The sequence below is a fragment of the Kribbella sp. NPDC058245 genome (assembly GCF_042882005.1).
GTDB lineage: Bacteria > Actinomycetota > Actinomycetes > Propionibacteriales > Kribbellaceae > Kribbella.
The window spans coordinates 123,655-136,549 of sequence record NZ_JBHVWY010000005.1; the positions used below are offsets into that span (position 1 = coordinate 123,655).

The window sequence follows — 12,895 nt, forward strand, 5'->3', positions numbered from 1 at the left end:
GTGATTAGTTCCAGTGGCAGGCTCGGCCTACCTCACCGACGTCACGCAGCAGGGCACCGTCGTGGGGTGGACCGAGACGGTCGGTGACGAGTTCAGGCAGCAGGCGATCGCGGGTACGGTCCGCAACGGACTGACGACGCTGCCCGGCCCCGTCGCTGGCACCAACTCGGTCGCACGCGCCGCGGCAGGCCGCTACATCGTCGGGTCTGCTGTGCTGACAGGCGGATCCGAGGACCTGGCAAGCGCGGTCAGATGGGAGCCGACCGGCCCCCAAGCCCTGCCCGGCACGCAGCCCGACGCGCGGGCGGTGAACGACCTCGGAACTGTCGTGGGGTCCGATGCCAACCTCGGTGCAGTGATCTGGATCGATGGCGACGAGCAGCCGCTCCCGGCGCTCACCGCCGGCGGCGACTCCTTCTCCACATCCGCCACGGTGGCCACCAACAACAACACCGCGGCAGGTGTCAGCGCAGACGCACAGGGCCGTACCCGTCCCGTGACCTGGTCCTGCACCTCATAACGAAGACAGCGACCCCGACGCGGTCCAAGGAGCGTTCATGCAGAAGGCCGGGGCGGATCGCCTCGCACCGTAACAGAACGCACCGGCCGATCAGTGATCGGCCGGTGCGCGGTCTTTCTACCCGGCCATGACCTGCTGCGCGCGGTCCCAGGCGCGGTGCAGGCCGACGGCGGCGAAGAGCTCGGTGGTGAAGGGCTTGGCGATCGTGTCGCCGAGGATGATCCCAGGCGCGGTCGTGTCGACGCCGGCCGCGGTCAGCACGTCCACTCCGTTGCCCCAGGCGCCGATCGTCTTGCAGTGCCGGAAGAGCTCACTGAGCAGGACGGTCAGTTTGATGTCCTTCAGGTCTGCGTTGCCGTCAGCAACGATCAGGGCGTCGTACTCGATCGAGCGCGTGGTCAGGAACGTTCGCTCGACGGTCTGGGTGGACCGAGCGCGTTTGATCGTGCCGCCGGCGGGCGCGAGCAGCCGCAGTACGGCGCCTTGAGCCTCGACTGCGCGCCGCAGTTTGGTGATCCCGGGCAGGTCGGCGCCGTCGGCTGCGACCACGCCGATCACGCGTCCGGCGATCGGTCCGGGCTCCACGATGATCTGCGAGAGCGCGGGCGAGGGCACAGCGTCGGCGACCGGGGTGCCCTTCGGTGCCGGCAGACCCAGGCCGGCTGCTACCGCCGCGCACAGGTCGGCGTCGACGTTGGCGAGGACTCCGAGCATGCGTTCGCGGATCGGCTGCTCGTAGCACTTGCCGAGCTCGAACGTGAACGCCTCGATGATGTGGACCCGCTCGACCTCGGTCATGCTGGCCCAGAACAACGAAGCCTGCGAGAAGTGATCGGCGAACGACGCCGGGTTCTCGCGCACCTTGGCCCCGCTGACCTCGCGCGGTACCTGGACGAAGGCGCCCTCGTCCACCTCGGCGGGAACGGGTTCGCCCTCAGCTCCGAGACTGTTCGGCAGGTACGGCGCGATGCCGCGATGGACTGCGGTCTGGTGCATTCCGTCACGCAGGTTGTCGTTGACCGCCGCGTGCGGGCAGTTGATCGGCAGCTGGGTGAAGTTCGGCCCGCCGAGCCGCGTCAACTGGGTGTCCAGGTAGGAGAACAGCCGGGCCTGCATCAGCGGGTCGTCGGTCACCTCGATCCCCGGGACCAGGTTGCCGGTGTGGAAGGCGACCTGCTCGGTCTCGGCGAAGTAGTTGGTCGGGTTGCGATCCAGGCTGAGCTTGCCGATCAGCTGCACCGGGCAGAGCTCTTCCGGAACGATCTTGGTGGGATCGAGCAGGTCGATGCCCTCGAAGGTCTGGTCCACGGAGTCGGGCATGACCTGGATCCCGAGTTCGAACTCCAACGGCGTACCGGCATCGATGGCGTCGGCCATGTCCCGGCGGTGGAAGTCCGGATCGGCCCCGGCCGCGATCTGCGCCTCCTCCCACACCAGCGAGTGGACGCCCGCGACCGGCTTCCAGTGGAACTTCACCAGGCAGGTCTCGTCCTTGGCGTTCACCAGCCGGAACGTGTGGACGCCGAAGCCCTCCATCGTCCGGTACGACCGCGGGATGCCACGATCCGACATCGCCCACATCACGTGGTGGGTCGCCTCGGTGTGCAGCGAGACGAAGTCCCAGAACGTGTCATGGGCCGTCTGCGCCTGCGGGATCTCCCGATCGGGATGCGGCTTGCCGGCGTGGATGATGTCCGGGAACTTGATGCCGTCCTGGATGAAGAACACCGGCATGTTGTTGCCGACCAGATCGAAGTTGCCCTCGGCGGTGTAGAACTTCACCGCGAAGCCGCGGACGTCCCGGACCGTGTCGGCGGACCCGCGCGAGCCGAGCACGGTCGAGAACCGGACGAAGACCGGAGTCTCCCGGCCGCGCTGCAGGAAGCCGGCCTTGGTCGCGGCGGCGGCGTTCCCGTACGCGGTGAAGGTTCCGTGCGCGGCTGCTCCGCGGGCGTGCACCACGCGCTCCGGGATCCGTTCGTGGTCGAAGTGCGTGATCTTTTCGCGCAGATGGAAGTCGTCCATCAGCGTCGGGCCGCGCGATCCGGCCTTCAGCGAGTGGTCGGTATCGGGCAGCCGGACGCCCTGTGCGGTGGTGAGCAGCGGACTGGTCTGAAGCCTGCCCTCGGCGGCGCCGACCGGGCGATCCTCCGGGGGGCGTGCAGGTGCTTCGGGCGCCGCACTCGCGCGGCGAGGAGCGCTGGAAGCCTTACGTTTCGGGGGCATGGGGTTCCTCCTGATCGATGCCGACCGCAACCGGTACCCCCGGCGTACACATCGCGGTCAGGAGATCGGCCAGCCCGCCGTGCGCCCGCCCGCGGAGCCGGGAGCTGGTGAGAACGTCCAGGTCGCGGGGCTGGAGCATGGCGTAGCCGGCGGCCTCCAGCCGGAACCACAGGTCGCGGTCCTCACCGGTGTCGACGCGCTGGGCATGGTCCAGTTGCCGCTCGATCCAGTCGGGACGTACCCGAGTGTCCGCGTCCGTCCCGAGCAGCCAGACCTGGTCGCGCGGATAGTTGCCAAAGGCCCGCAGTAGGTACCGCATGCCGAGGCTCCGGACGTGGCCGAGCGGCCGCCGGACGACGTTGTGCAGGACGACCGCGTCGGGCAGTGTGCGTCAGCGCGGCAGCCTCCGGGTTTCGATCAGCTCCTGGGCGACGTCACGCAGTTTGGTGTTGGTGTCCTGGGAGTATCGCCGCAGCACTTCGAACGCGCGATCGCTGTCGAAGTTGTAGCGCTCCATCAGGATCCCCATCGCTTGACCGACCAGCTTGCGGGCGTCGACCGCGGTGGCCAGGTGCTGGTACCGGCGGGCGGCCGAGATGGCGACGGCGGCGTGCCGGGCCAGAATGTGGGTGACCGCGATGTCGTCGTCCGTGAACGGGTCCGGATCGACGCGGTAGAGGCTGAGAACGGCCGACCGGCGCTGCATGGTCTTGCTCAGCGGCACATGCAACGAACTCCGGATCCCGGCCCTGACCGCTTGGTCGACCCATTCCTGGGGCCAGCGGAGCTCGGCGAGCACATCGGGGATCATGACGACCTGATGCTCCTGGGTCGCCGTGATCAGCGGGCCTGTACCGGCGTCGAGCTGCTCGCGGTACATCTTCTCGAGTCCGGGGTGGGTGCTGGCCATGATCTCGGGGCGTCGGCCCATGTCGATCACCACGACCGACGCGTAGTCACAACGGATGGCCTGCAAGGTGAACTGGATGACGGCGTCGACCGTCTCCAGAACGCCGCCGACATCATGCAGCTCCACGGCCAACCGGCCGAACTGCTCCGCCGACGAGAGATTATCGGGCACAGGTCGCTCCTGACCTCGTTCGAGGTGCGCCTGACCAGCGGCGGTCGGTTGCGATGTCGGCGACGAGCAGGGTCTCCTGGTCGCGGATGACGGTCAGCAGTGGCGCGTCACCGGCCAGGATCTGGGCCTCGTCGAGCTTGATCAGCCGCGGGTCGGTCATGGCCATCGTCTTCGGCCGCCGGTTGGGCCCGATCAGGACGACCGACGCATACGTGCACCAGACCGCCTGTAGTGCGTAGTCGACGACGGCCTCGACCGTCAGTTCGACGCCATCGGCGTTCTGCATCTCGGTAGCCAGCTTCCCGAACGCCTCGGCAGACGGGTGGTTCTGGGGCATGCCGAACTCCTATGGCTCCGTTCTCCCGGCAACCCACCTTCTGGAGCAACCGCAGCCATAGTACGACGGCCCGGGTGAGAAGTCGCGAGAACCCGCAGTCGCCTGAGGGCGGGGATTCATCTGCAGTCGTTCCGCCGCTGTCAGGTTCGGCCGGTCGCTCGTGGGTACCGGCGAGCGATCGTCGATGGGAGAGCTGTGGAGCGCGCTGAGGGTCGTCCGTTGAGTGAGGTCGAACTGCAGGGTCTGGATGCGTACTGGCGGGCCGCGAACTATCTGTCCGTGGGGCAGATCTATCTGCTGGCGAATCCGTTGCTGGCGGAGCCGCTGCGGCCGGAGCATCTCAAGCCCCGGCTGCTCGGGCATTGGGGTACGACGCCTGGGCTGAATCTCATCTATGCGCACCTGAACCGGGTGATCCGCGAGCGAAACCGCGAGCTGATGTATGTGATCGGCCCCGGCCACGGCGGTCCCGCGATCGTGGCGAACAGCTGGCTCGAGGGAAGTTGGACGGCGACGTATCCGAGCGTGACGCAGGACGGGCCGGGGATGGCGAGATTGTTCAAGCAGTTCTCCTTCCCGGGCGGGATCCCCAGTCACGTGGCGCCGGAGGTGCCGGGCTCGATCAACGAGGGCGGGGAGCTGGGATATTCGCTCAGTCACGCCTACGGTGCGGCGTTCGACAATCCGCGGCTGGTGGTCGCCTGTGTCGTCGGCGACGGCGAGGCGGAGACCGGACCGCTGGCGACCTCGTGGCATTCGAACAAGTTTCTCGATCCGCGGCGCGACGGCGCGGTGCTGCCGATCCTGCATCTGAACGGCTACAAGATCGCCAACCCGGCCGTGCTCGCCCGGATCGGTGACGAGGAGTTGTCAGCCCTGCTGCGGGGCTACGGCCACGAGCCGTACCTGGTCGAAGGATCCGAGCCCGCGGAGGTTCATCAGGCCCTGGCCGCCGCGATGGATCGCTGTCTCGACCGGATCGACGACATCCAGCTGGAAGCCCGTACGGCGGATGCTTCGCCACTGCGCCCGGCGTGGCCGATGATCGTGCTCCGGACGCCGAAAGGGTGGACCGGTCCGCACACGGTCGATGGGCAGTTGGTCGAGGGCACGTGGCGAGCGCATCAGGTGCCGCTGTCCGGCGTACGGACGAACGAGGATCATCTGCGGCAGTTGGAGGATTGGCTGCGCAGCTATCGGCCCGAAGAGTTGTTCGACAGCGGCGGCAGGCCGACGGCCGGCTTGCTGGAACTCGCGCCCGGACCGGATCGGCGGATGGGGTCGAGCCCGCACGCCAACGGTGGGCTGGTCACGCGTGATCTCGAGCTACCGCCGATCGCGGAGTACGCCGTACCGGTGAAGTCTCCGGGTGCCGAGGACGGCGAGCCGACGAAGGTGCTCGGGGACTTCCTGCGGGAGGTCTTCACGCTCAACGCCGGCCAGCGGAACTTCCGGATGGTCGGTCCGGACGAGACCGAGTCGAACCGGTTGTCCTCGGTCTACGAGGTGACCGCCAAGGCGTGGAACGCGGACCGGCGAGACAGCGACGAGCATCTCGCCGTGGACGGCCGGGTGCTGGAGATGCTCAGTGAGCACACCTGTCAGGGGTGGCTGGAGGGCTATCTGCTGACCGGGCGGCACGGGTTGTTCTCGTCGTACGAGGCGTTCGTCCACATCGTCGACTCGATGGTGAACCAGCATGCCAAGTGGCTGGAGACAGCGAACCGGCTGGATTGGCGGCGGCCGATTCCGTCGTTGAACTATCTGCTGACCTCGCACGTCTGGCGGCAGGACCACAACGGCTTCTCGCATCAGGATCCGGGGTTCATCGATCACGTGATGAACAAGAAGGCGGAAGTCGTCCGCGTCTATCTGCCACCGGACACGAACACCTTGCTGGCCACGATGAATCATTGCCTGCGGACCCGGAACTACATCAATGTCGTTGTCGCAGGCAAGCAACCGCAGCCGAGCTGGCTGGACTGGGACTCGGCGGCGCTGCACTGTGCCCGGGGCATCGGGGTATGGGACTTCGCGAGCAACGACGATGGTGATCCGGACGTGGTGATGGCGTGTGCGGGTGACGTGCCGACGATGGAGACACTCGCCGCCGTCGATCTGCTGCGCGAACACCTGCCGGAGCTGAAGATCCGGGTGGTGAACGTGGTCGATCTGATGCGGCTGCAGGACGCGACCGAGCACCCGCACGGGTTGACCGATCCGGACTTCGACGCGTTGTTCACGTCGGACAAGCCGGTGATTTTCGCCTATCACGGATACCCCTGGTTGATTCACCGGCTGACCTACCGGCGCACCAACCACGCGAACCTGCATGTCCGCGGCTACATCGAGGAAGGCACCACGACGACGCCGTTCGACATGGTCGTGCTGAACAACCTGGACCGGTACCACCTCGCGATGGACGTCATCGATCGGGTGCCGTCGTTGCGGAGCCGGGCGAGCTCGGCACGGCAGTTCTTCGCGGACCAGCGGACCCGGCACCGCCTGCACGTGACGACAACGGGCGAAGACCTGCCGGAGGTCCGCGACTGGCGCTGGGGCCGGTACGTCGTCCCGTCGCGCGATGCGTGATGACCGCTCAGGACGACGTACCGAAGGTTTCACCGTCCTGCACCAGGTCTCGGGCGAGGCTCCACGTCGAAGGGCCCCGGTGCCGAAGCACCGGGGCCCTTAAGGGGTTGTTGGATTGTCACCATCTACCGGCCGTGAGGCCGGCCTTGCAGGTCCACAGCGCGCCACGTGAAGGCTGTCGCTGCAGGGATCGCTGAATGCGTAACCGAAGACCACCTTCCTTCGTGATGGAACCACGGCACCCGCCCGGCGAAGTACTGGCACTGGCGGGCGATCCGACGGCTTAACCCGTTCCCTTCTCTCTTGCGAACAACAACTACTCAACTGCAACTACAGGTACTGCGAACTACGAACTGCAACTGCGAACTGCAACTACGGGTACTGCCTACTGCGAACTGCAACTACGGGTACTGCCTACTGCGAACTGCAACTGCGAACTGCAACTACGAACTGCAACTACGGGTACTGCCTACTGCGAACTGCAACTACGAACTGCAACTACAGGTACTGCCTACTGCGAACTGCGCTTTCCATCCGTCCGGTCCGGAACCCCTGTCGACCACTGGCTCCGGCGACCCTGATCGGATCCTGGCGGGAACCCGAGCCCTTCCACTGATCGGCCCGGCGGAGTCCGCCGTCGTACCCACTTCACAATCACACTCTTGGACAGGACGTTAGCTGTCCACGTCAGCTTCACTGTTCTTCTCTGTCAACGAGAAGAAACTTACACGGACCGTCGCGCAATGTCTAATCCAGCGACCACAGATATTGGGAGTGTCCTGGATCAGCTTCACTCAGTGCGGGAGATGCCCCTGAGCTGGGGTTCAGCGCCGGGCCCCCGGGCGGCTGCCGTTATCTGAGTGCGGTCTGCACGGACACCGCCACGCGCGCGGCGTACTGGTCGGCGACCTTTCGGCTAGCCGTCTCGATTCCGACGGTAGGGTGCGGCGGTGGCCGACAAGCGGGTTGTTGAGATTTTTACCGACGGAGCCTGCAGTCCCAATCCTGGGCCTGGTGGGTGGGGTGTGGTGCTGCGGTACGGGGAGCACGAGAAGGAGCTGTACGGCGGAGAGCCGGGGGAGACCACCAACAACCGGATGGAGTTGATGGCTCCGATCATGGCGCTGGAGGGGCTGACGCGGGACGGTGAGGTGGTGACGCTCCATACCGACAGCACGTATGTGCGGAACGGGATCACCCAGTGGCTGCCGAAGTGGAAGCTGAACGGATGGCGGACGTCGGCGAAGTTGCCGGTGAAGAACGCCGATCTATGGCAGCGGCTGGAGCAGGCGAACGCGCGGCACGAGGTCGAGTGGTTGTGGGTGAAGGGGCACGCCGGGCATCCGGAGAACGAGCGCGCCGATCGGCTTGCGGTCAAGGGGCTGGAGGAGGCAGTCGGAGGTGCTGTCGTCCAGCCGGGCGGCCGGTCCGCTGCGGGTTTCCGGCCGGTTCCGGTTCAACCTGACCCGGAACCTAGCCTTTTCGACTAGGGCGTGTCTCCAAAGTTCGAACGCCCCAGAACCGCGCCCTCAGTTGCGGCCGGAGACAGGAAGCCATGGCTGGAGACCTGTGGTGCGAGGTCTCCAGCCATCACTACCTGTCTCCCCCCACCATTTTCGGCTCTTCTGACTCATTCGTGGGTGGTGCGGCGTACCGGTCTCTTCCCCTTGGTGGTGGGTCGGTTGACCGGTGTGCTGGTGGGTTAGCTGGGCGCTGTTCCATCGTTGGCAGTAGGTGGCCTGCGTGCAGTTGCTGAGGGTGTGGACAGGAATGGGGGCTGTGAACAAGGCATGGCTTGTTCAAGGTCCCCGCGGGGTGTGCACACCCCCGGGTTGTAGCCGGCGACCTCCAAACGCAGTGGCAACAGACTGGCGGCCGCGACCGATCCGGCGTCCCCCCGGGTGCCGGACCTGTGCCACCGTCTAACCTCTCGTGCGGCTGCTCGTGCGGGTGATGCTGAGCGTGAAGTGTCCGTGCCGCGCCGAGTTAGACGGTGCTGGCGGTCCGCCCCGCCACCCCACGCCCTCCCCCCTCCGCACCCTCCGGCCCCGGGGAGCACGGTGGGTTCAGTCGGGCGTGCAGGACCAGTGGTCCGATGTCGAGTGGAAGGAGATTGCCGCCAGAAATCGATGTCCGGCAGCACCGTGCGTTCAGTCGGCGACATCCTCGCCACACTCGCCGATCACATCGCCCGAGACCCTGCGATCGGATGGCGACCCGCCGGTCCGACGACGTGCGAACTACCCACCCCAACGTCACAAGAGCCCCATTTTCCTATCCCTGGCCACCAGTGGTGGCCGGGGACAAGAAGTCGGGGCCGGGATAGGAAGTCGGGGCCGGGATAGGGAGTGGTGGCCGGGGACAAGAAGTCGGGGCCGGGGACCTGTGAGGCGGGGTCTCCGGCCCCTGTTACGTGTCTCCGGCCGGGGATGCCTCAAATGAGAACGCTCGTTTCGCTTTGGAGTACGCTTGACGTAGGAGCGGAGATCCAGAGGGAGCGAGAGCATGTCGGGTGCGGAGTTGGGTTCTGAGGTTGCGTTGGTGACCGGTGCGACTGGCGTGATCGGCCGGGCGATCGCGGCTGAGTTCGGGGCGCGTGGTGCGGCCGTGCTGGTGACCGGGCGGCGGAAGGAGGTCCTGGATGAGGTGGCGGACGGGTTGCGTCGCAGCGGGGTCCGGGTCGAGGCGGTCGTCGGGGATGTGACGGATCCGGTGCATGTGGAAGAGGCCGTCGCCAGGGCGAACGAGGCGTTCGGGCCGGTGACGACGTTGGTGAACAACGCCGGCGCCGCTGAGGGGATGGCCACGGTGGCGGACAGCGATCCGTCGGGTTGGCGGGACACGCTGTTGAGCAATGTCTACGGGCCGTTCCTGTTCGCGCATGCGGTGCTGCCGTCGATGCTTGAGGCCGGTCGCGGCCGGATCATCACGGTGGCAAGCCGAGCCGGTACGGCGGTTGTCCCGGGCAGCTCCGGTTATGTCGTGTCCAAGACCGCGGCCATCCGGCTGAGTGAGGCCATCGCCGTCGAGACGCGGGGGACCGGGGTGGCCGCGTTCAGCCTGCACCCGGGCGGCATCCCCAACCCCTCGGTGGAGGGCATGATCGAGCGCGGGCTCGTGCCCAGGGACCGTTTCCCGGATCGTCCGGACGACGCCGCCCGGATGATCGCCGACCTCGCGAGCGGCCGGTACGACGTACTGTCCGGTGCCTACCTCGATCTCAACGACAACCTGGACGAGGTCGCCGAGCTGGCCGCGCGGCAGACCCCGGTCCGGATCCTGCGCGTCACGGACCTGCCCGACGACTTCCACGCCGTACCGATGTTCTGACTGCCATCGCTGTTATGCCGAGCGCTTGACGGTCAGTGTCTGGGACTCGGTGAACTCGAGCAGGCCGGCCAGGCCGCTCTCGGTTCCGATGCCGGACTGCTTCAGGCCGCCGAATCCGACCAGCGGGCTGAGGTGCATGATCTCGTTGACCCAGACGGTGCCGGACTGGATCTGCTGGGCCACCGCGAAGGCCGCGTCCGGGTCGGCGGACCACACGGAGGCGCCGAGTCCGTACTGGCTCGCGTTCGCGCGGGCGATCGCGTCGTCGAGATCGTCGTACTTGAGCAACGGAAGGACCGGGCCGAACTGCTCCTCCTGGACGATGCGGGAGTCCTCCGGCGGGTTGTCCACGAGGGTCGGCTGAATGAAGAAGCCGGCGGATGCGTCGGGCAGGCCGCCGGTCAGGAACTTGTAGCCGTTGCGCTCGCAGTCCTCGAGCAGACCGACGACGGTGTCGTACTGGCGCTGGTTGGAGACCGGTCCGAGCTGGACGCCCTCCTCGGCCGGGTCGCCGACCTTGACGTTGCGTGCGTAGGCGGTGAGCTCGGCGGCCAGTTCGTCGTAGATGTCCGCGTGGATGTAGATCCGCTTGACTGCAAGGCAGATCTGGCCGGAGTTGCTGAACGCCGCCCAGAAGAGCTGCTCCGCGGTCGCCTTGACGTCGACGTCCGGTAGCACGATCGCCGGGTCGTTGCCGCCGAGTTCGAGGGTGATCCGGCTGAGCGACTGCGCGGCGGCTGCCATCACCAGCTTGCCGGTGTGAGTTGAGCCGGTGAAGCTGATCTTGTCGAAGCCAGGATGTGCGGTGAGCTGTGCGCCGAGACTGTCGTCTCCGCTGATGATGTTCAGGACGCCGTCCGGTACGACGTCCCGGAGGATCTCGCCCAGCTTGAGATTCGCGAGTGGCGCGGCGGGCGATGGCTTCAGGACGACGGTGTTCCCGGCCAGCATCGCTGGTCCGACCTTGAAGGACGCCTGGCCCAGCGGGTAGTTCCAGGGCGTGATCGCGGCGACCACACCCAGGGGGACCCGGCGCGTGATGGAGAGTCGCTCGGCGTCGTCCTGGTTGACAGTCTCGGGCAGCTCGAGAGCGGCGGTCTCCCGCAACCAGTAGCCGAGTCCGAAGACCTCGGTCCGGGCCACGGCGATCGGCTTACCTTGTTCGGCGGTGATCAGCCCGGCGAGCACTTCGGTGTTGGCGTCGACAGCATCCGCCATCGCGATCAGTACCTTCTGCCGATCCGCGACGGGGCGAGCAGACCATGCCGGGAAGGCGTCGCGGGCCGCGGCGACGGCCGCGTCGAGCTGCTGCGGCGAGCAGTTCGGCGCGTCGCCGACGACCGCACCGTTCGCCGGGTTGACGACGGGAAAGAAATCGTTGCCGGCGACAACCTTGCCGCCGATGGTCATCGTGTAAGTCATAGTCCCACTGTGGAACCGCGGCCGCAGCGGAAGAAGGGTGGCTGTACCTGGGTGTGGCGCTCCTAGGCAGAAGCACCCTTCCGCAGTCCGGCCGGCGGCCCGAATGATGAGTGCATGGTGGATTATTCGGAATTCGAGGCATTGGCCCCGTTCCTGCGACTGGTCGAGGAATCCCTGGCAGGGCTCGTCGACGGCGATCGGTACTTCGATCTGTTCGCCGAGGACATCGTGATGGAGTTCATCTACGCGCCACCCGGTACGCCGCCCTCGATCCGGGGCCGGCAGACGATGATCGACGCGTGGCGCGGGTACGGCGACATCATCTCGCTCGACCGGATGAGCAACGAGAAGATCTACCGGACGACCGATCCCGACGTACTGATCCTCGAGTACGAGAGCCACGGCAAGGGGGTCGTCACCGGACGCCCCTACCACCAGAAGTACCTGTCGATCGTCACGATCAAGGATCGTCAGGTCGTCTACTGGCGCGACTACTCCAATCCCCTCGTCGTGAGCGAGACCATCGGCGGCCCGGACCAGATGGCACACGCGATGTTCTCGCCGCAGGAGAGCGAGTCATGAGCGATCTGACCACCGGCTACGCCCGCCCGCCGTGGACGGACTACGCGCGGATGTTCGACCTGACTGGCAGGAAAGCCCTGGTCATCGGTGCAGGTGGCGGGATCGGCCGCGCAGCTGCGCACGGGCTCGCCGCCCAAGGAGCGCACGTGGTCTGCGCCGACCGTGACGGTGCGGCGGTGAAGGACACCGCAGCCGCCATCGACGGCGAGGCACGCGAGCTGGACCTGCTGGATCGTGCTGCCGTCCGGGCGGCCGCCGAAGAGCTGACCGATCTCGACATCGTCGTCTTCACCCCGGCAACCAATGTCCGGCGGCCGCTGCTGGACTACACCGACGCCGAGTTCGACCAGATCTTTGCGGTCAACGTCCGCGCCGCCTTCGACATCGTGCGCGCCTTCGGCAAGCCGATGACGGCGCGCGGACGTGGCTCGATCATCGGTACGTCGTCCATCCGGTCACTGGTCACTGAGCCGGGGCAGGGTCTCTACGCGGCGTCCAAGGCGGGCCTCAACCAGCTGATGCGCGCGGCCGCGGCGGAGCTCAGCCCGTACGGCGTTCGGGTCAACGCGGTCGCGCCGGGTGTGACGGAGACCGGGATGACCCTTCCGCTCCGCTCCGACGCCGAGCGGTACGCCGCCTATGCGTCGCACACCACGCTCGGTCGCTGGGCCCGGCCCGAAGAGCTCGCCGGCGCCATCGTGTACCTCGCCTCGGACGCGGCGAGCTATGTCACCGCGAGCGTGCTCGTCGTCGATGGCGGTTGGACGGCGATCGACGGCCCGTACAGTCACTCGGTCTGAGCGGT

Annotated in this window: 10 protein-coding genes and 1 pseudogene; 6 read left to right on the forward strand and 5 right to left on the reverse strand. The window is 66.9% G+C overall.

Annotated elements, in window-relative coordinates; translation table 11 throughout:
- Window positions 1-13 precede the first annotated feature (13 nt).
- On the forward strand, window positions 14-520 hold the full coding sequence (locus tag ACFVWG_RS12795; RefSeq protein ID WP_391543386.1) for a hypothetical protein: 507 nt from the start codon (window positions 14-16) through the stop codon (window positions 518-520).
- Window positions 521-637: 117 nt separating this feature from the next.
- On the opposite strand, the gene ACFVWG_RS12800 is transcribed toward ACFVWG_RS12795, so the two are convergent.
- The 4 genes from ACFVWG_RS12800 to ACFVWG_RS12815 form a co-directional block, all read right to left on the reverse strand.
- Window positions 638-2,746 carry a catalase gene (locus ACFVWG_RS12800; protein WP_391543387.1) on the reverse strand — a complete coding sequence of 703 codons (2,109 nt, stop codon included), beginning with the start codon at window positions 2,744-2,746 and terminating at the stop codon, window positions 638-640.
- The gene (locus ACFVWG_RS12805) at window positions 2,730-3,065 is read right to left on the reverse strand and encodes a hypothetical protein (RefSeq protein ID WP_391543388.1); all 336 of its coding nucleotides are present in this window, start codon (window positions 3,063-3,065) and stop codon (window positions 2,730-2,732) included. The genes ACFVWG_RS12800 and ACFVWG_RS12805 overlap by 17 nt, the downstream gene beginning before the upstream one ends.
- A gap of 72 nt (window positions 3,066-3,137) precedes the next feature.
- Entirely contained in the window at window positions 3,138-3,827 is a 690-nt protein-coding gene (locus ACFVWG_RS12810; RefSeq protein ID WP_391543389.1) for a GAF and ANTAR domain-containing protein, read from the reverse strand.
- A complete protein-coding gene (locus ACFVWG_RS12815) occupies window positions 3,817-4,164 on the reverse strand; it encodes a hypothetical protein (protein WP_391543390.1) in 348 nt (115 codons plus the stop codon). The genes ACFVWG_RS12810 and ACFVWG_RS12815 overlap by 11 nt, the downstream gene beginning before the upstream one ends.
- 195 nt (window positions 4,165-4,359) lie before the next feature.
- On the opposite strand from ACFVWG_RS12815, the gene ACFVWG_RS12820 reads away from it, so the two are divergent.
- From ACFVWG_RS12820 to ACFVWG_RS12830, 3 genes and pseudogenes are all read left to right on the forward strand, one after another.
- A complete protein-coding gene (locus ACFVWG_RS12820) occupies window positions 4,360-6,756 on the forward strand; it encodes a phosphoketolase (RefSeq protein ID WP_391543391.1) in 2,397 nt (798 codons plus the stop codon).
- Window positions 6,757-7,706: 950 nt separating this feature from the next.
- Window positions 7,707-8,144 (forward strand): annotated as a pseudogene (gene rnhA, locus ACFVWG_RS12825) (ribonuclease HI); the annotation flags it as partial.
- A gap of 1,153 nt (window positions 8,145-9,297) precedes the next feature.
- A complete protein-coding gene (locus ACFVWG_RS12830; RefSeq protein WP_391543392.1) occupies window positions 9,298-10,086 on the forward strand; it encodes an SDR family NAD(P)-dependent oxidoreductase in 789 nt (262 codons plus the stop codon).
- A gap of 12 nt (window positions 10,087-10,098) precedes the next feature.
- Here the strand turns inward: ACFVWG_RS12830 and ACFVWG_RS12835 are convergent, their stop codons facing one another.
- Window positions 10,099-11,508, reverse strand: a complete 1,410-nt coding sequence (locus ACFVWG_RS12835) for an aldehyde dehydrogenase family protein (protein ID WP_391543393.1) — start codon at window positions 11,506-11,508, stop codon at window positions 10,099-10,101.
- Window positions 11,509-11,622: 114 nt separating this feature from the next.
- Here ACFVWG_RS12835 and ACFVWG_RS12840 point away from each other — a divergent pair, with 114 nt between their 5' ends.
- Window positions 11,623-12,090 (forward strand): nuclear transport factor 2 family protein, encoded by a 468-nt coding sequence (locus ACFVWG_RS12840; RefSeq protein WP_391543394.1) that lies wholly within the window; start codon window positions 11,623-11,625, stop codon window positions 12,088-12,090.
- Window positions 12,087-12,890: an SDR family NAD(P)-dependent oxidoreductase gene (locus ACFVWG_RS12845; RefSeq protein WP_391543395.1), complete on the forward strand. Its 804-nt coding sequence runs from the start codon at window positions 12,087-12,089 to the stop codon at window positions 12,888-12,890. The genes ACFVWG_RS12840 and ACFVWG_RS12845 overlap by 4 nt, the downstream gene beginning before the upstream one ends.
- The last annotated feature ends 5 nt before the right edge of the window (window positions 12,891-12,895 follow it).